We start from the raw sequence: 24,561 nt of genomic DNA, 5'->3' as shown, positions 1-24,561 counted from the left end.
CGGCCGCACGACCAGGCAGCCGTCGAGGTCCTCGACGACGCCGGTGAGCATCGCGCTGTCCCCGCCGCTTCCCGTGGGCTCGTCGTAGGCGACTGCGAGGCCGTCGTCTCGCGGAGCAGGTGTCGAGTCGCCGCAGGCCACCAGAGCCGTCGTGACGACCAGCACGGCACCGAGCCGACCGAAGCCTGCAGCGCGAGCTCGACCCGGCCACTGATCAGGGCCGCCGCGGTGCGTCATGGCGCTTGGACGTGCAGGCGTGACTCTCGGTTCCACGCCTGACCGGCGGCAAACCCAGGCCTTCGCCCGAGGTGACGTCCGGTCGAGGATCGACAGGGGGACGCTGTCCGGCCAGCGATCGGATGTGGCACGGCCGGGCGCGCTGGCGTCGCCGAGGCCCTCGGGCGGTCTCAGCGTGCGGTCGGCTAGCCGGTGGTGGCGGAGGCGTCAGCTGCATCCGTGTGTGACGACCGGGTGCTTGGTGCGGTGGACACTCATCCGACTCCCGCCTCGGGATGACGACGAAAGGCCAACCGTGCAGCCGCCGTATCGCGACTACCTGCCCGACGACGACAAGCCTCCGCTGCCCGACGACTGGGACCAGCCACCACGACCCGGTCACGGCACCGTCCACGTGCTCCGAGACGAGGACACCGGCGAGTGGGAAGCGGTCTGGTTCGACCGCCGCTACACCGAGATCTCAGGCACGAAGGGCGATGTGCTTGCCTGGGCACGTGCGCAGCCGGCCGCCGAGCACGTCCTCTTCGCCCGCACACTCGGTTATGACGTACCGCTGGAGAGCGAGGAGGCTGACGCTTACCTCCGAGAAGAGGCGTGACGGCTCCCGTGGCGCGGACGGCTGGCGAAGGGAGCCAGTAGACGATCCCCTCCGCTGAAGGGGCGAAGCTCGATGCCCGCCCAAGGCCGTCAGCTGGGGGACTGGATGCCGTCCGGGTCGCAGTCTGTCGTCGTGCTGGCCTCTGTGGTCCCGCAGGCGCCGTCGATGAGCAGGCGTCCTTGAAGGGGGCTGCCCAGGTCGATCTCGTAGGGGACAGCGTCGTTGCTGGGACAGTCGGCAGCCCCGGGCGAGCCGAGACCGACGGTGAAGGTGATGGTGACGACGTCGTCCGTCTCTTCGATGCGCGGGGGTTAACCTCTCCGGTCACCCCGCTGTTGCAGCCCAGGCGGGTGACGAGGGCGGTGAAGGAGGCCGAGTCCCTCTCGAGAGCCTGCCCGGGGGCGACGTCCCAGGTCGCCCCGGCCTCCCCGGCGTCAGCGCCTCCTGACAGGGTCGGCAGCAGGGCGGCTGTGGCTGCACCGGCGCCGAGCGGAGGACGGCCGCGCCGAATGCCGGACTCGAACCGGCTCACCCCGTGAGGGGTACTCCACCGCGATGGGTCTGAGTGCCTGCGTTCCCATAGGCCCTTGACGACGCGGCCGTCGACTTGAGGCTCGGCTGCTCGGCCTCGTCGGGCAAGGTCTTTCCGGCCTGGCCCGTCCCGGTCGCCCATCGCCGATCGCCTGCGGGACGGCGTCGGGCCCGCCGAGACGCCGTCCTCGGCCGCTCGTACCGACCCGCCGCAGCTCTGCCTGACAACCTGTGGTGATGGTCGAGCTGCTGCGCTGCGAGCTGTTCCCCGACGACCTCGACCCGTCGGTGCGCTTCTACGTCGACGTCCTCGGCTTCCACCTCGACCGGGACGAGCGCTCGTCGGCGTCGCCCTACGTCGCGTTGAGCCGCGGCCCGGTGCGGCTCGGGTTGGCCCGCCGCGATGACGTGGTCGACGTGGCGCCTCGGCGTCCGCCGACCGGCGTCGAGCTCGTCCTCGAGGTCGCCGACCTGACCGCTGCCCACGGTCAGGTCGTCGCCGCGGGCTGGCCGCTGGAGGAGGAGCTGACCACGAGGCCCTGGGGCCTGGTCGACTTCCGCCTGCTGGATCCGTCCGGCTACTACTGGCGCATCACGACGTCCGGATGAGGGTCGTCAACCCGGCCGCTCCGCGGCGCCCCCTCCCCCCTGCGGAGAGCCCGGCCGTCCGACGCGCGATCCTGCCGCGTAGCAGCGTCCATCTGAGCTCACGTCGCATCCGTCGACGACGGTGATAGCAAGAGTGCTAGCGTCCGGCGCATGTCCGACGTGCTCATCCGCGACGTCCCTGGCGACGACCTCGACCTGATCCGGTCCACCGCGGCCAGGACGGGCGTCTCGCTGCAGAGCTACCTGCGCAGCACCGTCCAGGCGCAGGCGACCTACCTCCGTCGTCAGCAGACCCTCGCCGCCCTCGACGAGAGGCTGCACGACCGGCCCCCGGTCGGCGAGGAGGACAGGCGGGCGGTGCTGGACACCCTCACCGACGACCACGAGGGCCGAGCCGAGGAGCTGGCCGTCCGCGACGACGGTGACCGCCCCTCGTGATCGTCGACGCCTCGGTNCGGCGAGGAGGACAGGCGGGCGGTGCTGGACACCCTCACCGACGACCACGAGGGCCGAGCCGAGGAGCTGGCCGTCCGCGACGACGGTGACCGCCCCTCGTGATCGTCGACGCCTCGGTCGTCATCGACGCCGTCGCCGACCCCGGCCCGCGCGGCGCGGCAGCTCGCGCCGCGCTGGCCCGACAGCCAGCAGCCGAGCAGATGAGCTCGCCCGGTCACCTCGCGTTCGAGGTGCTCTCCGGGTTGCGCGCGGCGGCCAACCGTCCGAGCCACCCGTTCCAGCCCGACGACGTCGCACAGGCGCTCCACGACGCCGAAGGCTTCGGCATCACCATCCATGCGACTCCGTGGGGCGACGTCCGACGAGCCTGGCACCTCTCGAAGGGTTCCTTGCGCTACGCCGACGGCCTCTACGTCGCCGCAGCGAAGCGCCTCGGGACCACGCTGATGACCGCCGACACCAGGATCGAGCGCTCCGGCGCCCCCATCGCCTGCTCCCTCCTGACGGTCACGCCAGGCCCCGGGGCTCCCTAGCACCAGGCGCTGCCTCCGGCCCGGAGGACGATGACGGGCGGACGGTCACGCGGTTCCACCGTCAGCGTCCGTGGGCGGTGACGGCCGCGCCGGCGGGCGACGGGGACGGACACCGCCCAGGGAGCGTCTCCACCTCGTGCGGTGGTGCCATGTGCCTGCTCCGCTCCGCTGTGGACTCGCATCGGAGAACGCGGACACGGCGTGGACACGGACCCGGAGAGTGGACAGGTCCGGCGCGTCCCCAGCGGCCCGCAGGGCCGGTGGCCCGCACGGTCGGTCACGCCGCCGTCGTCGACAGCACGGGTGGGACGGCATGGTCGGGCTCACCGCGGCGGCGGCTCCGGCGTCCCGACGGACCCTCCGCCCTCGCGGGCCGCGGCGCGCCGGCGCAGCGCGGTCGACGTGCCGACGACGACGGCGAGGAACCCGACGGCGGCCACGAGCGCCGAGCCGCCGCCGAGGAGCAGCTGGACGGCCTCGAGCAGCAGCACGAGCAGGCCGGCGCCGGCGAGGACCGCGGGCACGAGCCACGAAGTGCGGGGTGTGGGCGGCGCGGCGTCCGGCCCACGGCCCCCGCGGTCGCGGCCAGCGGCCAGGCGCGCCGCCTCGAGCCGCCCGAGACCGACGCTGGTCGTGGCGCCGTCGAGGTCGGCGACCCGCGCGGAGCCGTGGACGACCCGCTCGGCGTCCCCGGGCAGGCCGGCGAGCACCAGGCCCGGCGAGCGCTCGACGTCGGCGCCGTGCACCCGCTCGCCCCGCTCCCACCGCTCGACGCGGACCGAGCCGCTCCCGGCGGCGCCGACGTCGCACCGCAGGGCGAGGACGACGGTCGAGCGCAGCGCCCGCGAGACGCCGGCGGCGAGGTCCTCCTGCTCGCCCTCCTCGCCGCTCCCCCGCCCTCCGCGCCCCCGGTCGGCCGCGTCGGGGGCCTCCGGCAGCGCGACGAGGCACCCGCGGCCGGGCAGCGGGGCGACGTCGGCCTCCACCCCGGACAGCGCGAGGACGCCGGCGAGACGGCGGACGTCGACGACGGGGACCACGACGACGACACGCTCGCCCGCCGCGCCCTCCCCCACGGCGCCCGCCCCGTCGCCCGTCCCGTCGTTCAGAGCGCGCCCTTGGTGCTGGGCACCCCGGTCACGCGGGGGTCGTGCGCGAGCGCCGTCCGCAGCGCCCGGGCGACCGCCTTGAACTGCGTCTCGACGACGTGGTGCGCGTCGCGCCCGGCGAGGACCCGCACGTGCAGGCCGATGTGGGCGTGGAAGGCGAAGGACTCCATCACGTGCCGGGTCAGCGATCCCAGGTAGGGGGTGTTCCCCGGGCCGCCACCGATGAGCACGTGCTCCTGCCCCGCGGGCTCGCCCGAGTGCACGCAGTAGGGGCGACCGGAGACGTCGACGACGGCCTGCACGAGCGCCTCGTCGAGCGGCACCGTCGCGTCGCCGAAGCGCACGAGGCCGCGCTTGTCGCCCATCGCCTGCCGGAAGGCCTGCCCGAGGCAGATGGCGACGTCCTCGACCGTGTGGTGGGCGTCGATGTGCAGGTCGCCCTCGGCCTCGACGACGAGGTCCACGAGGCTGTGGCGCGCGAGCGCCGTGAGCATGTGGTCGTAGAAGCCCACGCCCGTGCTGATCCGCGACTCCCCCGTGCCGTCGAGGTCCACCTCGACGACGACGGACGACTCGCTCGTGCGGCGCTCGACGCGGGCGCGCCGTACCGGGCGGTCGTCGGGAGCGGCTGCGGCGCCGTCGGTCTCGCTCATGCGGGTCTCCGGTGGGTCGTCGGGCGGGGCGGTCGCGGGGCCAGCGGGCCCGGGTCAGCAGGCGCGGGCGCCGGCGGGGCCGGCGAGCACGTCGGCGAGGGCGCCCCGGAAGCGGGCGGTCTCCTCCGGCGTCCCCACGGAGACGCGGAGCCACCCGTCGGGGCCGGTCTCGCGGATCAGGACGCCGCGGTCGAGCAGACCCTGCCAGGCGGCGTGCCGGTCGGCGAGGCGTCCGAAGAGGACGAAGTTGGCGTCGCTGTCGGCCACCTCGAGGCCGAGGTCGCGCAGCCACGCGACGAGGTCGTCGCGCTCGGCCCGCAGGTCGGCGACGCCGCGCAGGAGCTCCGCGGAGTGCCGCAGAGCCACCCGGGCGACGGCCTGGGTGACGGCCGAGAGGTGGTACGGCAGCCGGACGACGCGCAGCGCGTCGACGACGGCGGGCGAGGACGCGAGGTAGCCCACCCGGGCGCCCGCGAGGCTGAAGGCCTTGCTCATCGTCCGGCTCACGGCCAGGCGCGGGTGGTCCGCCAGCAGCTCCAGGGCGCTCGGCACGCCCGCCCGGCGGAACTCCGCGTACGCCTCGTCGACGACGACGACGCCCGGCGCCACCGCGAGCACGGCCTCGACGACGGCCGCCGGCAGCGCCGTGCCCGTCGGGTTGTTGGGCGAGGCGAGCAGGACGACCGACGGCTGCTCGGCCTCGACGAGCGCCGCGGCCGCGCTGGGGTCGACCGTGAAGTCGTCCTCGCGGCGGCCGGTGACCCATCGGGTCCCGGTGTCGCGGGCGTACTCGGGGTACATCGAGTACGTCGGCGCGAAGGACACCGCCGTTCGCCCGTGACCGCCGAAGGCCTGCAGCACCTGCAGCATGACCTCGTTGGAGCCGTTGGCCGCCCACACCTGCTCCGGTGGGAGCCGGACGCCGGACTCCAGGGCGAGGAAGTCGGCGAGGTCGGCGCGCAGGTCGAGGAACTCCCGGTCGGGGTAGCGGTTGAGCCCCCGCGCCGCAGCCGCCACCGCCTCGCCCATCTCGCGGGCGACGGCCGCCGACGGCGGCACGGGGTTCTCGTTGACGTTGAGGAGCACGGGGACGTCCAGCTGCGGCGCGCCGTAGGGCTCCACCCCGCGCAGCTCCGGGCGCAGGGGCAGGTCGGCCAGCCCCAGCGGCCCGTCCGTGACGTCCCCCGCGCCCTCCTCCGGGCCGGCCGGCTGCTGCGCGACGGGGTCGGTGACCCCCGCGCCCGCGTCCCCGTTCATGCCCCGCCGCCCGTGCGCGCCGTGATCGCCTGCCCGTGGGCGGGCAGGTCCTCGGCCTCGGCCAGGGCGACGACGTGCGGGGCGACCTCGGCGAGCGCGGCCGCCGAGTACTCCACGACGTGCACGCCACGCAGGAAGGTCTGCACGGACAGCCCCCCGGAGAACCGCGAGGTCCCCCCGGTGGGCAGCACGTGGTTCGAGCCCGCGCAGTAGTCCCCCAGCGAGACCGGCGAGGACGGGCCGACGAAGACCGCCCCGGCGCTGCGCACCCGCGCCGCCAGGCCCGCGGCGTCGACCGTCTGCACCTCGAGGTGCTCGGCCCCGTAGCCGTCGGCCACCGCGAGCAGCCCCTCCTCGTCGTCGACGAGCACGAGCGCGGACTGCGGGCCGGCGAGCGCGGTGCGCACCCGCTCGGCGTGCTTCGTCGCGGGCACCTGGCGCTCGAGCTCGACCTCGACGCGGTCGGCCAGGGCCGGCGACGTCGTCACGAGGACGGCCGCGGCCACGTCGTCGTGCTCGGCCTGGCTGACCATGTCCGCCGCCACGAGCACGGCGTCGGCCCCGTCGTCGGCGAGCACCATGACCTCGGTGGGCCCGGCCTCGGCGTCGATCCCGACGACGCCGCGCAGGAGCCGCTTGGCGGCGGCGACGTACCGGTTGCCCGGGCCGGTGACCATGTCGACCGGCGCGCACAGCACGCTGCCGTCCTCCTCGGAGGCGCCGAGCGCGAGCATCGCGACGGCCTGGGCCCCCCCGACCGCGTAGACCTCCTCGACACCGAGCATCGCGCACGCCGCGAGCACGGTCGGGTGCGGCAGCCCGCCGTGCTCGCGCTGGGGCGGGCTCACGACGACGAGCTCGGCGACGCCGGCCTCCTGCGCCGGCACGACGTTCATGACGACGCTGCTCGGGTAGACCGCGACGCCGCCCGGCGCGTACAGCCCGACGCGCGCGACCGGGACCCAGCGCTCGGTCACCGTGCCGCCCGGCACGACCTGCGTCGTCGTCGGCCGACGGCGCTGGTCGGCGTGGACGCGGCGGGCCCGTCGGACGCTCTCCTCCAGCGCCGCGCGCACCGCCGGGTCCAGCTGCAGCAGCGCCCGCGCGAGCGCCTCCGCCGGGACGCGCAGGTGCTCGGGGCGCACGCCGTCGAAGCGCTCGGCGAGGTCGCGCAGCGCGCCCGCCCCGCCGGTGCGCACCTGCTCGACCACCGGCCGGACCACCGCGAGGGCCTTCTCGACGTCGGCCTCGGCGCGGGGCAGCGTCCCGCGCAGCTCGCGGGCGTGCAGCGCGCGTCCTCGCAGGTCCAGGCGTCGGATCACCCCCCGATCGTAGGGGCGGCACCTGCCCCGCCCACGAGGGTCGGCCCCGGAGCCGCCGCGGGCGGTCGCCCCGGTGCGGGCCGTGCCCGGGCGCCGACCGGGGGCCCCCGTAGGGTCGCCGTCGTGCAGCCGCTGCCGCTGTTCCCCCTGCCCACGGTGCTCGTGCCGGGCCTCGTGCTGCCGCTCACCGCCTTCGAGCCCCGCTACCGCGCGCTCTGCCGCCACCTGCTCGAGCAGCCGGAGGAGCGCCGCGTCTTCGGCGTCGTCGCGCTGCGGCCCGGCCGGGACGTCCGCGAGGGCGCCGGCGCGCTGCACGCCGTCGGCTGCACGGCCGTGGTGCGGGAGCTCTCGCCCCTGGACGACGGCCGGTTCGAGCTCGTGACGAGCGGCGCGCTGCGCTTCCGCCTGCACGAGGTGGACGGCACGGCCGGCACGCCCTGGGCGACGGGGCTGGTGTCGCCCATGGAGGACCCGGAGGGCGACCCCGGCCGCGCTGCCGCGCTGGCGCTGCGCGTCGCGACCGCCTTCGCGACCTACCGCGCCCGGCTCGGCGGCTCGGACGAGCCGGTGGGGGTGACCTCGCCCCGCGTCCTGTCCTACCTCGTCACCGCGGGCATGGTGCTCGCCCTCCCGGAGCGCCAGGCCCTGCTGGAGCTGCCCGACGCCGTCTCCCGCCTCGAGGCGGCCCAGCACCTGCTGGCCCGCGAGGAGGTCCTCGTCGACGCGACCCGGGCGCTGCCGCAGACCACGCCGGACCTGTCCTTCCTCACCCCCAACTGACGGGCTCCGCCCCGGACTGACAGGCGGACCGACAGGTCGGTCAGCCGGCCTCCGCCGCCGGGGTCGGCGCGCGCAGCAGCCGACCGACGAGCACGGCCGTGACGACGAGCGTCGCCAGCAGCGGCCACACCGCGATCGCGACGTCCGAGGACAGGAGCAGGCGGGAGGGCGCGACGGCGACGCCCTGCGCGAGCTGGTCCGTCACGCCGTCGGGCAGCGCCGGCGACCGTCGCGGGCCCGCCACCAGGCTCCCCAGCGCCGAGCCCGCCACGGAGGTGAGCCACGCCCTGGCGGCCGACAGGAGGACCACGACGACGACGCGCGGGGCGGTCGGTCCCGCACGCACCACGCCCCACCCGGTGAGCAGGCCGGCCACCGCCGTCACGAGGACGAAGACGCCGTCCTGGGCGGCGGCCAGCTCGGGCAGACCCGGGGAGACCCGCTGCGTCCCGTCCGTGACGACGGGCGGCTGCGGGGCCAGCAGCCACCAGGCGAGCACGGCGGCGACCACGAGCAGGAGGGCGCCGACGACCCCGCGCGCGACGACCCGTGCGCGACGGGCGCCAGGAGCCCGGTCCGCCCCGCCGTCCGCCGGCCCTCCCGTGCCGGGTCGCCCCGACCCGCTCACGCGCAGCACCCCGCTCCCCCGAGGCATCCCGCTCACCCGAGGCACGTCGAGCCGAGCAGCGCCTTGAGGTCGCCGTACAGCGACGGCGACGGCGTCACCTTGAGCCCCGGGTCGAGGCGCATGAGCGTGGCCCGCTCCGGCGACGTCCGCAGGCGCAGGTGCACCTCGGTGCCGCCGGCGTGCAGCAGGAGCACGTCCTTGAGCTTCTCCACCCGCGGCGGCGTGCAGCGGCTCGTGGCCATCTCGATGACGAGCGGGCCGCCGGACGGCTGGGACGTGTCGGGGACCGACATCTCCGAGGCGTAGATCGTGGGGACGTCGTCGCGGCGGTTGACCCGGCCGCGGACCACGCAGACGAGGTCCTCGCGCAGCTCGTGCATGACCTCGGCGTAGGTCTTGGGGAAGAAGAGCACCTCGACGGACCCCTCCAGGTCCTCGACCGTGGCGATCGCCCACGCGCTGCCCTGCTTCGTCATCTTGCGCGTGACGGTCGTGACCATCCCCGCCACGGTCACCGTGGAGCCGTCGCGGCGGGACTCGTCGGTGACGAAGGAGGAGATCGAGCAGTCGGCCGAGGCGGCGAGCACGTGCTCGAGGCCGAAGAGCGGGTGGTCGGAGACGTAGAGCCCGAGCATCGCCCGCTCGCTCGCGAGGAGCTCGCGCTTGTCCCACTCGTGGTCCCCCACCGGCGGCAGCGCCGCGAGCTGCACGGCGGAGTCGTCCCCGAGCCCCCCGAACAGCGAGTCCTGGCCGATGGCCTCCTGGCGCTTCTCGTCGACGACGGCGTCCACGTAGACCTCGTGCACGGCCGCGAGCCCGGCCCGGGTGTGGCCGAGGGAGTCGAAGGCACCCGCCTTGATGAGCGACTCGATGGTGCGCTTGTTGCACACCACGGCCGGGACCTTGCGGAGGAAGTCCTCGAAGGAGGTGAACGCGCCCTTGGCCTCGCGCGCCGCGACGATCGCGTCGACGACGTTCTGCCCCACGTTGCGGATCGCCGCGAGGCCGAAGCGGATGTCCGTCCCCACGGCCGCGTAGGTGCCGATCGAGGAGTTGACGTCCGGCGGCAGCACCGTGATGCGCATGCGGCGGCACTCGCCCAGGTACAGCGCGGACTTGTCCTTGTCGTCGCGCACGCTGGTGAGCAGCGCGGCCATGTACTCGGCCGGGTGGTTGGCCTTGAGGTACGCGGTCCAGTACGAGACCACGCCGTAGGCCGCGGAGTGCGCCTTGTTGAAGGCGTAGTCGGAGAACGGCAGCAGGATGTCCCACAGCGTCTTGACGGCGGCCTCGGAGTAGCCGTTGGCCGCCATGCCGTCGCGGAAGCCGACGTACTCGGCGTCGAGCACCTCGCGCTTCTTCTTGCCCATCGCCCGCCGCAGCAGGTCCGCCTTGCCCAGGGAGTACCCGGCCAGCGTCTGCGCGATGGCCATGACCTGCTCCTGGTACACGATCAGGCCGTAGGTCTCGCCGAGGACGTCCGCGAGCGGCTCGGCCAGCTCGGGGTGGATCGGGGTGATCTCCTGCTGGCCGTTCTTGCGCAGCGCGTAGTTCGTGTGGGACCCGGCACCCATGGGGCCGGGCCGGTAGAGCGCGCCGACGGCCGAGATGTCGGCGAAGACGTCCGGCTTCATCATCCGCAGCAGCGAGCGCATGGGGCCGCCGTCGAGCTGGAAGACGCCGAGGGTGTCCCCGCGCTGGAGGAGCTCGAAGGTCCTCGGGTCGTCGAGGGTCAGCTCGTCCAGGTCGACCGGCTCGCCGCCGTTGGTGACGATGTTCTTCAGCGCGTCGTCGAGGACCGTGAGGTTGCGCAGCCCCAGGAAGTCCATCTTGATCAGGCCGAGGCCCTCGCAGGTCGGGTAGTCGAACTGCGTGATGACGGCGCCGTCCTGCTCGCGCCGCATGATGGGGATGACGTCCACGAGCGGCTCGCTCGACATGATGACGCCGGCCGCGTGCACCCCCCACTGGCGCTTGAGCCCCTCGAGACCCCGCGCGGTGTCGACGACCTTCTGCGCGTCCGCGTCGCCGGCGTGCAGCTGCCGGAACTCCTCGGCCTCCGCGTAGCGCTTGTGCTCGGGGTCGAAGATGCCGGCCAGCGGGATGTCCTTGCCCATGACGGCGGGCGGCATCGCCTTCGTCAGCCGCTCCCCCATGGCGAAGGGGTACCCGAGGACGCGGGAGGAGTCCTTGAGCGCCTGCTTGGCCTTGATGGTGCCGTAGGTGACGATCATCGCGACGCGGTCGTCGCCGTACTTCTCCGTGACGTACCGGATGACCTCGCCGCGACGGCGCTCGTCGAAGTCGACGTCGAAGTCGGGCATCGAGACGCGCTCGGGGTTGAGGAAGCGCTCGAAGATGAGCCCGTGCTGCAGCGGGTCGAGGTCCGTGATGCGCATGGCGTACGCGGCCATCGAGCCCGCGCCGGAACCACGGCCCGGCCCGACCCGGATGCCGTTCTCCTTGGACCAGGTGATGAAGTCGGCGACGACGAGGAAGTACCCCGGGAAGCCCATCTGCGCGATGACCTGGCACTCGAAGTCCGCCTGCGCCTGGGACTCCGGCGGGATCCCGCCCGGGTAGCGGCGGTGCAGCCCGCGCTGCACCTCCTCCACGAACCAGGACTGCTCCGTGTGCCCCTCGGGCACGGGGAAGCGGGGCATGTAGGTGCCGTTGCCCTCGGTGAAGCGGACGTCGCAGCGCTCGGCGATCTCCAGCGTCGCGTCGCACGCCTGCGGCAGCTCCGCCCACGTCCGACGCATCTCCGCGGCGCTCTTGAGGTAGAAGTCCTCGGCGTCGAACTTGAAGCGGGCGGGGTCCGCCAGCGTCGAGCCGGACTGGACGCACAGCAGCGCCGCGTGCGCCGTCGCGTCCTCGGGCCGGGTGTAGTGCAGGTCGTTGGTGGCCACCAGCGGCAGGGACAGGTCCTTGGCGAGACGCAGGAGGTCCTCGCGGGTGCGGCGCTCGATCTCGAGCCCGTGGTCCATGAGCTCGCAGTAGTAGTTCTCCGCGCCGAAGATGTCGCGGAAGTCGCTCGCCGCCTGCACCGCCTCGCGGTACTGGCCGAGCCGCAGCCGGGTCTGCACCTCCGAGGACGGGCAGCCCGTCGTCGCGATCAGCCCGCCGGAGTGCTCGGCGAGGATCTCGCGGTCCATCCGCGGCTTGTAGAAGTGCCCCTCCAGCGACGCGCGCGACGCGAGCCGGAAGAGGTTCTGCATCCCGCCGGTGCTCTCGGCGAGCATCGTCATGTGCGTGAAGGCGCCGCCGCCGGAGACGTCGTCGCGGCTGGAGGTGCCCTGCGCCCCCCACTTCACGCGGGTGCGGTCCCCGCGGTGGGTGCCGGGCGCGACGTACGCCTCCAGCCCGATGATCGGCTTCACGCCGTGCTTCTGACCCGCCCGCCAGAAGTCGTAGGCCCCGAAGACGAAGCCGTGGTCGGTGGTCGCGAGCGCCGGCATCCCCAGCCGCGCGGCCTCCGCCATGAGGTCGTCGACCCGGGCCGCGCCGTCGAGCATCGAGTACTCGGTGTGGACGTGGAGGTGGACGAACTGGTCCTTCGCGGCGGCCGAGGGGGCGGAGGGCGAGGGCATGCGGGGGGCCTCCAGGCGGCGCGCCCGGCGGGGGGCGCGCAAGGGTGCGGGGTGCTCCGCCCGGCGGTGCGGCGGCAGGGTCGAGCGTACGTCGGACCACCGACCACGGACGGGCTGCCGGTCAGGCGCGCAGGCGCTCGAGGGCCTCGGCGAGGTCGGCGGGGTAGCTGCTCTCCACGACCAGCGGCAGCCCCGTGCCGGGGTGGGTGAAGCCGAGCCCGACGGCGTGCAGCCACTGGCGCCGCAGGCCGAGGCGGTCGGCGAGCACGGGGTCGGCGCCGTAGGCGAGGTCGCCGACGCAGGGGTGGCGCAGCGCCGAGACGTGGACGCGGATCTGGTGCGTCCGTCCGGTCTCCAGGTGGACCTCGAGCAGCGTCGCCGCGCGGTGGGCCTCGAGCGTCGTGTAGTGCGTGACGCTCGGGCGACCGCCCTCCACGACCGCGAAGCGGTGGTCGGCCGTGGGGTGGCGGCCGACGGGCGCGTCGATCGTCCCGGCCGTCGGGTCCGGGTGGCCCTGGACGAGGGCATGGTAGGTCTTGTCGACCGTCCGCTCGCGGAAGGCCTGCTTGAGGGCCGAGTACGCGCGCTCGCTCTTGGCGACGACCATGAGCCCGGACGTGCCCACGTCGAGGCGGTGGACGACGCCCTGACGCTCCGCCGCGCCCGAGGTGGCGATGCGGTAGCCGGCCCCGGCGAGACCGCCGACGACGGTGGGGCCGCTCCAGCCGGGGCTGGGGTGCGCGGCGACGCCGACCGGCTTGTCGACGACGACGAGGTCGTCGTCGTCGTGGACGACGCGCATGCCCGGCACCGGCTCGGCGACGACCGTCGGGGGCGAGGGCGGGTCGGGGAGCTCGACCTCCAGCCAGCCGCCACCCTCGAGCCGGTCGGCCTTGACGACCTCGCGGCCGTCGACCCGGACGCCGCCCGCGGCGACGACCTCGGCCGCGCGGGAGCGCGAGAGGCCGAGCAGGCGGGCCAGCGCGGCGTCGACCCGCTGCCCGACGAGCCCGTCCGGCACCGGCATGGAGCGGACCTCACCCACGGGAGCCCCCCTCGCCGTCCGCACCGCGCTCCTCGTCGTCCGCCCGCCGGGCGCGCGCGTCCTCGGGGACGGCGGGGGCGCCGTCGCCCTCGCCGTCGCCCTCCCCGCGTCGCTCGCGCGTGCCGTCGACGCCGACCCCCCGGAAGGTGAGGACGACGACGAGCACGGCACCGACCACGATCGCCGCGTCGGCGAGGTTGAACACCGGCCAGCGGGGCAGGCGCAGGAAGTCCACGACGTGCCCCTGCGCGAAGCCCGGTTCCCGGAGCAGCCGGTCGGTGAGGTTGCCCAGGGCGCCGCCGAGGAGCAGGCCCAGCGCCGCCACCCAGCCGCGGGACCCGATCCGGCGGGCGACGAGGACCACGGCCACGACGACGCCGACGGCGACCACCGTCAGCACCCACGTCAGCCCCGTGGCCAGCGAGAAGGCGGCCCCGGGGTTGTACAGGAGGTAGAGGTCGAGGACGCCGGGCACGAGCGGGACGGGGTCGCCCGGCTGCAGCCGCGCGACGGCGAGGGCCTTCGTCAGCTGGTCCAGGCCGTAGACGACGGCCACCACGGCGACCAGGGCGGCGACGAGGCGGTGGCGGCGGCGGGGCGCGACGGTGCCCGGCGCGGGCGCCGTCCCGCCGTCGGCCGGTCGGTCTGCGGTCAGCTGCGGCCGCCCGTGGCGGACGCGGCGTCGGCGCCGGGCACGACCGCGGCGGTGCCGTCGAGGTCCTTCAGCTGGCCCTCGAGGTAGGCCCGCAGGCGCGAGCGGTACTCGCGCTCGAAGCCGCGCAGCTCGTCGATCTTGCGCTCGAGGAGGCCCCGCTCCCGCTCCAGGGCGCCCAGCTCGTCGGTGCGCCGCTCCTCCAGGGACGCCAGCGTGGTGCGCTCGGTCTCCTGGGCCTGGCTCACCAGGCGCTCGGCCTCCGTGCGCGCGTCGCCGACCAGGCGGTCGCGCTCCTCCTCGCCGGCGCGGACGTGCTCGTCGTGCAGGCGCTGCGCGAGGGCGAGCACCCCGGCGGCGCTGCCGGCGGAGACGGGAGCCGCGGCCCCCTCGTCGTCGACGGGACCCGCCTGGGCGGGAACGGAGGCCGCGCGCGTCTGGTCGGACGAGGCCCCGGGCCCCGCGGGCTCCACCGGCTCGGCGGCAGCGGGGGTCGCGGCCGCCGTGACCGGTGCCGCGTCGGAGGGGGCCGCGCCGTCGTCCGCGCCCGGCGTCGCCGTGGCGCCGTCACCGGCACGCCGCTCCGCGGCGGCCAGCTGCTCGCGCAGGTCGTCATTCTCGCCGGTCAGGCGCCTCAGCTCGCTCACGACCTCGTCGAGGAAGTCGTCGACCTCGCTCTGGTCGTACCCGTCGCGGAACCTCGTGACGGGGAACTTCCTGCTCGCCACGGACTCGGGGGTCAGGGCCATGCGCTTCCACCTCGGACGTCGGGTCTGGCGGCCCGCGACCGCGAGGCCACGGGCGACGGTAGCGGACCCCCGGCGCCGCCCCGGACCGCACCGGGGTGACCGGGCGACCGGGCGCGCGGCGGGGTGGTCAGCGGGCGAGGGAGCCGAGGACGTTGCGCAGGATGCTCAGCCCGAGGAGGAGCACGACGAAGGCCAGGTCCAGCTGGACCTGCCCGATGCGGATCGGGCGGATGACGCGCCGCAGCGCCCGCAGCGGGGGGTCGGTGAGCGAGTACACGCCCTCGGCGAGGACGAGGACGACGCCCGACGGGTGCCAGTCCCGGGCCAGCAGCTGGACCCAGTCGAGGACGAGGCGGCCGAGCAGGACGACGATGTAGAGCAGGACGAGCAGCGACAGGAGGGAGAAGATCGCCGACACGGAGCCCCTAGCTCTGGTTGAAGAACGAGCTCGAGGTCCCCGTCCGCGGCGGGCCGGCCTGCTCGGCGGTGACCTCCACGTGCGCCGGGGAGAGCAGGAAGACCTTGCTCGTGACCCGCTCGATCGAGCCGCGGAGCCCGAACACCAGCCCGGCGGAGAAGTCGACGAGACGCTTGGCGTCCGCGTCGTCCATGTCCGTGAGGTTCATGATCACCGGGACGGACTCGCGGAAGCTCTCGCCGATGGCCTTCGCCTCGTTGTAGCTGCGCGGGTGGATGGTCGTGATGCGGCTGAGGTCGCCCCCCAGCGGCTCGGGCACGACGCGTGACATGGAGCGCTCCCGGGTGATCGGCGTGACGGCGGCGCGGTGCTCGCCGCCGCGGTGGTCGGCCCTCGGCTCGGACCTCTGCTCGCGGTCGGCCCGCGGCTCGCCCGCGTCCGCCTGGCGGTCCTGCCCCCGCACGGCGCCGCGACGGTCCTCGTCCTCGTAGCCCTCGAGCTCGTCGTCGCGGGGGTCCTCCTCGGCGAGGCCCAGGTAGACCATCGTCCTGCGCAGCGCGCCTGCCATGTCGCTCCCTCGATGCCGCCTGTGCGGTGTCCTCGCGTGGCCGTCGTGCCGGCGCGGCGCTCGCCCCGCGTGCCGGCCCGGTGCCGGGCGACCCGCGACCCGGGTCGCCCGCCCGGCGACCTGTCCGGGGCCGGACGCTACCGGAGCGGCGGGCGCTCCCCGAGGACGGCGCGCCCGACACGCAGGTGCGTCGCCCCCGCCGCCACGGCCTGCTCGAGGTCGCCGCTCATGCCCGCCGACAGCACGGACGCCCCGGGGTGGTCGCCCCGGAGGTCCTGCGCGAGGGCCGCGAGGCGGGCGAAGGGGCGGGCCGGGTCAGGTCCCTGCGGCGCCACGGCCATGAGGCCGTCCAGCCGCAGCGCCGGGTGCGCGGCGACGCGGTCGGCCAGCGCCCGCACGTCCGCCGGCGGGACCCCGCCCCGACGCGGGTCGACGCCGTCCTGGAGGTCCACCTGCACCAGGACGGGCAGGACCCGGCCCGCGCGCTCCGCGCCCCGCGCCAGGGCGTCGGCGAGGCGGTCGCCGTCGCAGGAGTGCACGAGGGCGGCCCAGCCGGCGACCGCGGCGGCCTTGTTGCGCTGCAGCCGGCCGAGGAAGTGCCAGCGCAGCCCGGGGGCCGGACGTCCCGTCCCCCGGTCCTCCGGGCCGAGGTCCCCCTCGCCGGGGTCCTCCACGCCGGGGTCCTCCACGCCGGGGTCCTCCACGTCGTCGGCCCACCCGGCGGCGGCGACCTCGGAGCGCTTGGCCCTCGCCTCCTGCTCGCGGGCCTCCCCGACGTCCCGGACGCCCAGCGCCGCGAGGTGCACGACGTCGGAGGCGGGCCACGTCTTCGTCGTCACGACGACGCGCACCCCCGCCGGGTCACGACCGGCCGCGGCGCACGCCGCCCCCACCCGCTCGTCCAGCCGCTCCAGGCCGCGACGGAGCTCGTCCCGGCGGCCGGCGGCCGACGGCCCCCGGTCGAGAGCCCGGTCGAGAGCCCGGTCGAGAGCCCGGTCGCGAGCCCGGTCGCGGGCCTCGTCGGGCCCCCCGTCGGAACCCTCGTCGGGAGCGGGGCCCCGCCCCGGCGTCACGCCGGCACCCAGGCCAGCCCGGCGAGGCGTCCGCTCGCCGCCCCGTCGCGGCGGTAGGACCACAGGTCGGCGCGCTCGGCGGTGCACCCCGGGAGCTGCTCGACGCGGGCGCCCGCCCCGCTCAGCTGCTCGAGCACGAGCGCGGCGACGTCCACGGCCGGGCGCCCGTCCCACGTGGTCGTCGCCGCGACCGGGGACACCGCGGCGACCTCGTCGCGCAGCCCCGGCGGCACCTCGTAGCAGCGCCCGCAGATGCTGGGCCCCAGCACGGCGACCACGTCGCGGGCGCCGAGGTCGCGCATCGCCTCGAGGGCACGCAGCGCCGTCCCGGCGACGGCTCCGCGCCGGCCCGCGTGGGCGACGCCGACGACCCCGGCGCCCGCGTCCGCGAGCAGCACGGGCACGCAGTCGGCGACGAGCACCACGAGGGCCAGGCCCGGGACGTCGGTGACGGCGGCGTCGACGGCGGGCAGGTCCCCGCGTCCCGCGGTTCGCAGACGCTCGGCGCGCAGCACGGCGACGTCGGCGCCGTGCACCTGCTGCAGGTGCTGGACCTCCCGGACGCCCCGGGGGGCGAGGTCGGCGGCGAGCGCCCGGCGGGCGGCCCGCACGGCGACGGGGTCGTCACCGACGTGCAGCGCGAGGTCGAGCCCGTCGTAGGGCCCGACCGCGGGCGCACCGGGCGCCGGCGACGGCGACCACCCCCCGCCCGCACGGGTGGTGTGCGCGAGGACGGCGCCGGTCCCCCCGCGGCCGTCGGGCAGGGCGCGGCTCCACGGGAGCAGACCTCGACCCCCGGCCCCCGCCGCGTCTCGTCCGGGGTCGGGGCCGGGGGTCGGGGTCACGCCGGCGGTGGTCAGCGCAGGAAGTCCGGCACGTCGAGGTCGTCGTCCGAGGCGCGGGAGCCGCGGCCCCAGGCGGGCCCGGGCTCGAGCGGCTCGGGACGGCCCTGGCGGCTATCGCGCTGGTCGTCCGGCCCGTCACCGCCCTGCGCCGAGCCGCCCCGGGACGCCCCGCCCTGCGACGCGTCGCCCTGGGACGCCCCGCCCTGCGACGCCCCGCCCTGGGCGCCCGCTCCGGAGGAGGCTCCCGCGCCCTGCGACGAGCCGCCGCCGGCCGGGGCCCCGCCCCAGGGGGAGCTCACGTCGTCGCCGCCCGCGGGGGCGGGCTGCTGCGGCGGCGGGACCGAGCCGCGGGCGGGCTGCTGGCGCGCCGGCGGGGCCTGCGTCGCACCGCGCTCGTCGCGGCGGCGCGAGGGCGTGCCCCCGTCGAAGCCGGCGGCGATGACGGTGACGCGCACCTCGTCGCCCAACGCGTCGTCGATGACCGCGCCGAAGATGATGTTGGCCTCGGGGTGCGCCGCCTCCTGCACCAGGCGGGCGGCCTCGTTGATCTCGAAGAGCCCCAGGTCGGAGCCGCCCTGGATGGACAGCAGCACCCCGTGGGCGCCGTCGATGCTCGCCTCGAGCAGCGGGGAGGAGATGGCGGCCTCGGACGCGAGCACGGCCCGGTCGTCACCGCGGGCGGAGCCGATGCCCATGAGGGCGCTGCCGGCCCCCTGCATGACGCTCTTCACGTCGGCGAAGTCGAGGTTGATGAGGCCCGGCGTCGTGATGAGGTCGGTGATGCCCTGCACGCCGGACAGCAGCACCTGGTCGGCGGAGCGGAAGGCGTCGAGCATGCTCACGGCGCGGTCGCTGATGGACAGCAGCCGGTCGTTGGGGATGACGATGAGGGTGTCGACCTCCTCGCGGAGGCTCTCGATGCCGCTGTCGGCCTGGTTGGCCCGGCGCCGCCCCTCGAAGGTGAACGGCCGGGTGACGACGCCGATGGTGAGGGCGCCCTGCTCGCGGGCGATGCGGGCCACGACCGGCGCCCCCCCGGTCCCGGTCCCGCCGCCCTCGCCCGCCGTGACGAAGACCATGTCGGCGCCGCGCAGCGCCTCCTCGATCTCCTCGGCGTGGTCCTCCGCGGCGCGGCGCCCGACCTCGGGGTCGGCGCCGGCGCCGAGGCCGCGCGTCAGCTCGCGGCCCACGTCGAGCTTGACGTCCGCGTCCGACATGAGCAGCGCCTGGGCGTCCGTGTTGACCGCGATGAACTCGACCCCCTTGAGGCCGACCTCGATCATGCGGTTCACGGCGTTGACCCCGCCGCCGCCGATGCCGACGACCTTGATGACGGCGAGGTAGTTCTGCGGTGATGCCACGAGGCGAGCCCTTCGCTGGAGTCCTGAGGTGTGCTGCTGCGCTGGGCACCGGGAGGTGCCGGGTGGTCCTGGCCGAGGTTTCAGCCTCAGGTTGAGGGTGAGAGTTATGTCAGGTCCGTGATGGGTGAACCGTAGGTGCCGCGCGTCGCCGTTGTCGACCGCCGCGCCGGGACGCGCCGGGACACGCCGACACCGCCGGCGCCCGGGCCGCGTCGCTCGCCCCGCGCGTGCGCCGCGGTGGCTACCGGCACCGCGTCGCGACGGCACCAGGTCACCTGGGCACCACGTCGCACGGGCACCACGTCGGGCCGGCACCACGTCGAGCCGGACCCCCACCCTCGGGCTCGGGTGGCCGACGTCGCCGGGAGCGACCGGGTCCTCCGCCGGGGCGCCCGGTCCGGTCAGGCGTCCCGCGTGACGGGCCAGCCGGGGGCGCTGACGTCGTAGACGGCGGCGGCGCGCGGCAGCAGGGACGTGAGCACCTCGGCCTTCAGCGGGGTGCTGCCCGCACCGCCCCAGACGACGCGCGCGCCGTCGCGCAGCTCGAGCACGACCCCGTCCCGGCTCGTCCCGCCGGCGGTCGCGACCTGCTCCCGCAGCTCCGGGGGGAGCTCGTCGAGGACGCGGGTGACGGCCTCGACCGTCCCCTCCCCCGCGGTGGACAGGTCGACCTGGACCACCGGGACGTCGGACGGCGGCTCCGGCGTGGACATCACCGTGGTGGCGCTGCGGTCGACGACGTCGTACCCGCCGGGGACCGGCAGCGCGGCGACGGGGACCCGCTCGACGACCCTCACCTCGAGGTCGGAGGGCCACACCCGCGCGACGACGGCCGAGTCCACGAGGGGCAGCGCCTCGAGCTGCTCCTCCAGGCCGTGCGCGTCCACGCGCGCCAGGGGCACGCCCAGCGACGGGTCGACGACCTCGTCGACCGCGGCCCGGTCGAGCCGGTCGAGGCCGAGGACCGCGACGTCGCGGACGACGAGCAGGGGCGAGGCGAGCAGCACCCAGGCCCCCGCGGCCACGAGGACGAGGACGGCGAGCCCGGCGAGCACGGGGCTCAGCGCGGCGCGCCGGTGCCGCCGGGCGCGCTCGGCGAAGCGGCGGGCGGACCCGGTCGAGCTGCCCAGCATGTCCGGCGACCGGTCCACCGGCCGGCTGCCGGAGCGCCGCCGGAGGTGCACCGCCGTGGGGGGACCCGGCCGGTCGTGCTCGGGCCGCTCGTGCTCGGGCCGGTCGGCGCGCGGTCGCCCGGGCGCCGCGGGGCCGCGGCCGGCGCCTGCCGCGAGGACCTCCCCTGCGCCGGGGGTCCCCGACGTGCCGGAGGCCGAGGACGTGCCGGAGGCCGAGGACGTGCCGGAGGCCGAGGACGGCCCGGCGTCGTCCGCGGGACCGGACCCCTCGCGGGGGCGGTCCGCGGGCCCGCGCGGCGCCGGTGGACGTGGCGGCGCGGGGCGCACGCGCGGCGCCACCGGGCGGCGGCTCACGCCGCGGCCGCCCGTCGCTCGAGCCGGGCGAGCACCTCGCCGGCGACCATGGTCACGTCGCCGGCGCCGACGGTGAGCACGAGGTCGCCGGGACGGACGCGCTCGGTCGCCGCCTGCGCGACGTCGCCCCAGGAGGGGACGTAGGCGACGTGCTCCGCCGCCAGGGGGACCGCGCCCGCGACGAGCGCCCCGGTGACGCCCGGCACCGGGTCCTCCCGCGCCGCGTAGACGTCCATGACGAGCACGTCGTCGGCCGCGCCCAGCGCCGCCCCGAACTCCGCCGCGAAGTCGAGCGTCCGGCTGTACAGGTGCGGCTGGAACACGACGACGAGACGCCCGTCCCCCGCGACCTGGCGGCCGGTCTGCACCGCCGCCGCGACCTTGGCGGGGTTGTGGGCGTAGTCGTCGAAGACCCGGACACCGGCGGCGACCCCCCGTGCCTCGAAGCGGCGTCGGGTGCCCGTGAAGCGCTCCAGCCCGTCGACCGCCACCCGCGGCAGGACGCCGAGGCGGGTCGCCGCCGTGTACGCCGCCGCCGCGTCGAGGGCGTTGTGCACGCCCGGGACGGCGAGGCGGACGGGGACGGCGCCCTCCCCCGCCGCGGTGTCGACGAGACCGAACGAGATCCGGCCGCCGTACGGGGCCAGGTCGACGAGCCGGACGTCGGCGGAGGGGGCCAGGCCGTAGGTGACGACGCGCGGCCAGCGCCCCGGCTCGCGCCCGCCGGCGGCGGTGACGGCGTCGGCGAGGCGGGCCGCGCCCGGGTCGTCCGCGCAGACCACCAGCACCCCGCCGGGTCGCACGCGCCCGGCGAAGGCGGAGAAGGCGCGCTCGACGGCGGCGGCGTCCCCGTAGTGGTCGAGGTGGTCCGGCTGGACGTTGGTGACGACGGACAGCTCGGGCGAGTAGACGAGGAAGGAGGCGTCCGACTCGTCGGCCTCCGCCACGAAGAGGTCCCCCGTCCCGTCGTGCGCATTCGTCCCCGCCCCCGTGAGCTCGCCGCCCACCGCGAAGGAGGGGTCGAGGCCCGCGTGCTGGAGGGCGACGACGAGCATCGACGTCGTCGTCGTCTTGCCGTTCGTGCCCGCGACCGCGACGGCGCGGCGGTCGGCCATGAGCGCCTGCAGCCCCTGCGAGCGGTGCAGGACGCGCAGGCCGCGCTCCCGCGCGGCGACCAGCTCCGGGTTGTCCCACCGGATCGCCGAGGAGGCGACCACCGTGCCCGCGCCCTCGAGCCGTCCGGGGTCGAAGCCGGGGGCGACCCGGCCGCCGACCGCGCGCAGGGCCGCGAGGACGGGCACGTCCTTGGCGTCGCTGCCGCTGACGGGCAGGCCGCGCGCGAGCAGCACGCGGGCGATCCCGGACATGCCCACCCCGCCGACCCCCACGCAGTGGACGCCGCCGAGCCCCGCCGCCGGGGGGACCGGCTCGTCGACGTCGAACGCCAGCGGGACCTCGCCCCCGGTCATGGGGTCGCGCAGCGGGGCCGGGCGGCGCGGCTCGGCCGGCCCCCCGTCGGCGCGGGCGCTCACGAGCGCCCCGCCGCGGCGAGCACGAGGTCGGCCAGCCGCTCGTCGGCGTCGCGGACGGCGCTGGCCTGGGCCGCCGCGGCCATGGCGGCCCGGCGGGCGTCGTCGGTGAGCACCGGCAGCAGGTGCGTGCGCAGCCAGGCGGCGTCCAGGTCGCCGTCCGCCACGAGCAGGGCGCCCCCGGCGTCGACGACGTCGGCCGCGTTGCGTCGCTGCTCGCCGTTGCCGACGGGCAGGGGGACGAAGGCGGCTGGCAGCCCGACCGCGCTGACCTCGCAGACCGTCCCCGCCCCGGACCGGCACAGCGCCGCGTCGGCCGCCGCGTACGCCAGGTCCATGCGGTCGGTGTACTCCAGGACGCGGTGCACGGGGCCGCCGACCGCCGCGGCGGTCCGCACGGGCTTGCCCGCGCCCGACAGGTGCAGCACCTGGACGCCCGCCGCCGCGAGGTCCGGCCACGCGCCCTCGACGGCCGCGTTGAGCCGCTGGGCGCCCAGCGAGCCGCCGACGACGAGCAGCGTGGGTCGACCGGGCTCCAGCCCGAAGTGCTCGCGCCCGGCGGCCCGCAGCGCCGCGCGGTCCAGGTGGGCCACGGCCGGCGCCATCGGCAGCCCGACGCGGACGGCGTGCCGCAGCGGGGTGCCGGGGAAGGTCGTGGCCACGTGGGACGTCAGGCGGGCGCCCAGCCGGTTGGCGACGCCCGGCCGCGCGTTCTGCTCGTGCACGACGACCGGCACCCCGCGTCGACGGGCCGCGAGGTAGGCGGGCACGGCGACGTAGCCGCCCATCCCCACGACGACGTCGGCACCGTCGGGGCCGCAGCGGTCGATGGCGGCGTCGGCGGCGGCGACCGCGGCGGCGAGGCGCCCCGGCAGGGCCAGGAGCGCGCCGGAAGGACGCCGCGGCAGCGGCACCCGCGGGACGAGCGCGAGCTCGTAGCCGCGAGCGGGCACGAGGCGGGACTCGAGCCCCTCGGCCGTGCCCAGCGCGAGCAGCGAGCAGCCGGGGTGGCGGCGGCGCAGCGCGTCCGCCAGCGCGAGCATCGGGTTCACGTGCCCCGCCGTCCCGCCGCCCGCGAGGAGCACGGCGGGCCCGTCCGCAGGTCCCGCGCTCACGGGGCCCCCCGGCGCCGGGGCGGCCGTCCGGACCGGCGGCCGCGCCCGGCGAGCGGGGAGGCCGCGACGACGAGGGACCGGCGCACGACGCCGGCGCGCGCCGCCAGCAGGTCGGGGGCACCGGGCTCGGTGCGCGCGAAGGACAGCACGACCCCGAGGGCGAGGAGCGTGGCGACGAGGGCGGAGCCCCCGGCGCTGACGAGGGGCAGGGGGACGCCGATGGTCGGGACGAGGCCCAGCACGACGGCCATGTTGACGAGCGCCTGGCCCACGACCCAGGCCATCACCCCCGCCGTGGCGATCTTGGCGAAGGGGTCGTCGTGCCGACGGATCACGCGCATGCAGCCCACCGCGAGGGCCGCGAACAGGCCGAGCACCAGCAGCGTGCCCGCGAGGCCGAGCTCCTCGCCGATGATCGCGAAGATGTAGTCGTTGTGCGCCTCGGGCAGGTAGGACCACTTCTCCCGGCTCGACCCGAGCCCCAGGCCGGTGACCCCGCCGCCGGCGAGCGCCGCCAGGCCGTGGGCGGACTGGTAGCACCCCGCCTGGACGTCGCAGTCCCCCGACAGGAAGTCGCCGATCCGCCCCATCCGGTTCGGGCTGGTCACGACGAGCAGCGCGACGACGCCGACGAGCGCGGCCCCCGGGGCGAGCAGCGTCCTCAACGGCACGCCGCCGACCCACAGCGCGGCGACGACGACGAGCATCACCACCATGCCCGTGCCGAGGTCGCGGCCGAGCAGGATGAGCCCGAGCACCCCGCCGGCGACGGGGACCACGGGGACGGCGACGTGCCGCCAGTCGCGCAGCAGCCGCGCCTTGCGGACGAGCACCGCGGCGAGCCAGACGGCCAGGGCGAGCTTGGCGAACTCCGCCGGCTGCAACGACAGGCCGCCGACCCGGATCCAGTTCCGGTTGCCCCCGACCTCGTCGCCGGCGACGAGGACGACGAGCTGGAGCACCGCGGCCAGGCCGACGGCCGGCCACGCCAGCGCCTTCCACGCGCGCACGGGCATGCGCGAGGCCGCGTAGGCGAGCGGGACGCCGAGCACGGCGAACAGGAGCTGGCTGGTGAACTGCGCGAAGGGGGAGCGCCCCGCCTCGAGGGACTCGACGCTGGAGCTGGAGAGCACCATGACGAGCCCCAGGACGACCAGCACGCCCGTCGTCGCCGAGAGCAGGTAGAAGCTCGTGGCCGGGGTGTCGGCCCGGGCGAGCCAGCCCGTGAGCACGTCACCGGCACGGCCGAGCCCCTCGCGCGCCGAGGCGGCACGCCCGCGGGGGCCCGGGGGCGGCACGGGGTGCGAGCCCGCCGCGCCGGTGCGCCCGGGCAGCAGGCCCGTCGCACCGCCGCGGCGGTCACCGGGCGCCCCGGCGCGCAGGTCGCGGCGGCCGGGGGCGGGGGTCCGCGCCACG

General features: G+C 76.4%; 23 protein-coding genes. 5 read left to right on the top strand and 18 right to left on the bottom strand.

The window, feature by feature from the left end:
• The first annotated feature begins 532 nt into the window (after positions 1–532).
• From WDZ17_RS04270 to WDZ17_RS04255, 4 genes are all read left to right on the top strand, one after another.
• On the top strand, positions 533–835 hold the full coding sequence (locus tag WDZ17_RS04270) for a hypothetical protein (RefSeq protein ID WP_339573886.1): 303 nt from the start codon (positions 533–535) through the stop codon (positions 833–835).
• Positions 836–1,603: 768 nt separating this feature from the next.
• Positions 1,604–1,975 (top strand): VOC family protein, encoded by a 372-nt coding sequence (locus tag WDZ17_RS04265; protein WP_339573885.1) that lies wholly within the window; start codon positions 1,604–1,606, stop codon positions 1,973–1,975.
• Between the two features lie 150 nt (positions 1,976–2,125).
• Entirely contained in the window at positions 2,126–2,413 is a 288-nt protein-coding gene (locus WDZ17_RS04260) for a hypothetical protein (RefSeq protein ID WP_339573884.1), read from the top strand.
• A gap of 116 nt (positions 2,414–2,529) precedes the next feature.
• Positions 2,530–2,964, top strand: a complete 435-nt coding sequence (locus WDZ17_RS04255) for a type II toxin-antitoxin system VapC family toxin (protein ID WP_339573883.1) — start codon at positions 2,530–2,532, stop codon at positions 2,962–2,964.
• 323 nt (positions 2,965–3,287) lie between these two features.
• On the opposite strand, the gene WDZ17_RS04250 is transcribed toward WDZ17_RS04255, so the two are convergent.
• The 4 genes from WDZ17_RS04250 to hisD are packed head-to-tail and all read right to left on the bottom strand — an operon-like array spanning position 3,288 to position 7,305.
• Positions 3,288–4,040: a hypothetical protein gene (locus WDZ17_RS04250; protein ID WP_339573882.1), complete on the bottom strand. Its 753-nt coding sequence runs from the start codon at positions 4,038–4,040 to the stop codon at positions 3,288–3,290.
• Positions 4,041–4,069: 29 nt separating this feature from the next.
• Positions 4,070–4,726, bottom strand: a complete 657-nt coding sequence (gene hisB / locus WDZ17_RS04245; protein WP_339573881.1) for an imidazoleglycerol-phosphate dehydratase HisB — start codon at positions 4,724–4,726, stop codon at positions 4,070–4,072.
• A gap of 54 nt (positions 4,727–4,780) precedes the next feature.
• Positions 4,781–5,983 carry a histidinol-phosphate transaminase gene (locus tag WDZ17_RS04240; RefSeq protein ID WP_339573880.1) on the bottom strand — a complete coding sequence of 401 codons (1,203 nt, stop codon included), beginning with the start codon at positions 5,981–5,983 and terminating at the stop codon, positions 4,781–4,783.
• Positions 5,980–7,305, bottom strand: a complete 1,326-nt coding sequence (gene hisD / locus WDZ17_RS04235; RefSeq protein ID WP_339573879.1) for a histidinol dehydrogenase — start codon at positions 7,303–7,305, stop codon at positions 5,980–5,982. The genes WDZ17_RS04240 and hisD overlap by 4 nt, the downstream gene beginning before the upstream one ends.
• 123 nt (positions 7,306–7,428) lie before the next feature.
• Between hisD and WDZ17_RS04230 the strand changes: the two genes are divergently transcribed.
• Positions 7,429–8,085, top strand: a complete 657-nt coding sequence (locus WDZ17_RS04230; protein WP_339573878.1) for an LON peptidase substrate-binding domain-containing protein — start codon at positions 7,429–7,431, stop codon at positions 8,083–8,085.
• A 40-nt stretch (positions 8,086–8,125) separates the two neighbouring features.
• Here WDZ17_RS04230 and WDZ17_RS04225 read toward each other — a convergent pair whose 3' ends face one another.
• From WDZ17_RS04225 to ftsW, 14 genes are all read right to left on the bottom strand, one after another.
• A complete protein-coding gene (locus WDZ17_RS04225) occupies positions 8,126–8,713 on the bottom strand; it encodes a hypothetical protein (RefSeq protein ID WP_339573877.1) in 588 nt (195 codons plus the stop codon).
• 32 nt (positions 8,714–8,745) lie between these two features.
• Positions 8,746–12,303 (bottom strand): DNA polymerase III subunit alpha, encoded by a 3,558-nt coding sequence (gene dnaE, locus WDZ17_RS04220; protein ID WP_339573876.1) that lies wholly within the window; start codon positions 12,301–12,303, stop codon positions 8,746–8,748.
• A gap of 121 nt (positions 12,304–12,424) precedes the next feature.
• Entirely contained in the window at positions 12,425–13,330 is a 906-nt protein-coding gene (locus tag WDZ17_RS04215; protein ID WP_339573875.1) for an RluA family pseudouridine synthase, read from the bottom strand.
• 10 nt (positions 13,331–13,340) lie between these two features.
• Entirely contained in the window at positions 13,341–13,907 is a 567-nt protein-coding gene (lspA, locus tag WDZ17_RS04210) for a signal peptidase II (protein ID WP_339573874.1), read from the bottom strand.
• Between the two features lie 92 nt (positions 13,908–13,999).
• Positions 14,000–14,749: a DivIVA domain-containing protein gene (locus tag WDZ17_RS04205; RefSeq protein ID WP_339573873.1), complete on the bottom strand. Its 750-nt coding sequence runs from the start codon at positions 14,747–14,749 to the stop codon at positions 14,000–14,002.
• Between the two features lie 127 nt (positions 14,750–14,876).
• Positions 14,877–15,167 (bottom strand): YggT family protein, encoded by a 291-nt coding sequence (locus WDZ17_RS04200; RefSeq protein WP_339573872.1) that lies wholly within the window; start codon positions 15,165–15,167, stop codon positions 14,877–14,879.
• A gap of 7 nt (positions 15,168–15,174) precedes the next feature.
• Positions 15,175–15,735 carry a cell division protein SepF gene (locus tag WDZ17_RS04195; RefSeq protein ID WP_339573871.1) on the bottom strand — a complete coding sequence of 187 codons (561 nt, stop codon included), beginning with the start codon at positions 15,733–15,735 and terminating at the stop codon, positions 15,175–15,177.
• A gap of 137 nt (positions 15,736–15,872) precedes the next feature.
• Complete coding sequence (locus WDZ17_RS04190) at positions 15,873–16,574, bottom strand: YggS family pyridoxal phosphate enzyme (RefSeq protein ID WP_339573870.1); 702 nt, start codon at positions 16,572–16,574, stop codon at positions 15,873–15,875.
• 230 nt (positions 16,575–16,804) lie between these two features.
• Complete coding sequence (locus WDZ17_RS04185) at positions 16,805–17,653, bottom strand: purine nucleoside phosphorylase YfiH/LACC1 family protein (protein WP_339573869.1); 849 nt, start codon at positions 17,651–17,653, stop codon at positions 16,805–16,807.
• Between the two features lie 11 nt (positions 17,654–17,664).
• On the bottom strand, positions 17,665–19,014 hold the full coding sequence (gene ftsZ / locus WDZ17_RS04180; RefSeq protein WP_339573868.1) for a cell division protein FtsZ: 1,350 nt from the start codon (positions 19,012–19,014) through the stop codon (positions 17,665–17,667).
• 401 nt (positions 19,015–19,415) lie between these two features.
• Positions 19,416–20,147, bottom strand: a complete 732-nt coding sequence (locus WDZ17_RS04175) for a cell division protein FtsQ/DivIB (protein WP_339573867.1) — start codon at positions 20,145–20,147, stop codon at positions 19,416–19,418.
• A 350-nt stretch (positions 20,148–20,497) separates the two neighbouring features.
• Positions 20,498–21,982, bottom strand: a complete 1,485-nt coding sequence (gene murC / locus WDZ17_RS04170; protein WP_422631819.1) for a UDP-N-acetylmuramate--L-alanine ligase — start codon at positions 21,980–21,982, stop codon at positions 20,498–20,500.
• A gap of 47 nt (positions 21,983–22,029) precedes the next feature.
• Entirely contained in the window at positions 22,030–23,145 is a 1,116-nt protein-coding gene (gene murG / locus WDZ17_RS04165) for an undecaprenyldiphospho-muramoylpentapeptide beta-N-acetylglucosaminyltransferase (protein ID WP_339573865.1), read from the bottom strand.
• Positions 23,142–24,560, bottom strand: a complete 1,419-nt coding sequence (gene ftsW, locus WDZ17_RS04160; RefSeq protein WP_339573864.1) for a putative lipid II flippase FtsW — start codon at positions 24,558–24,560, stop codon at positions 23,142–23,144. The genes murG and ftsW overlap by 4 nt, the downstream gene beginning before the upstream one ends.
• Position 24,561: the final 1 nt, after the last annotated feature.

It is taken from the genome of Pseudokineococcus basanitobsidens, assembly GCF_037482545.1.
Lineage (GTDB): Bacteria > Actinomycetota > Actinomycetes > Actinomycetales > Quadrisphaeraceae > Pseudokineococcus > Pseudokineococcus basanitobsidens.
Note: the sequence above shows the minus strand (reverse complement) of the source record. Positions and strands in the feature narration are given on the sequence as shown.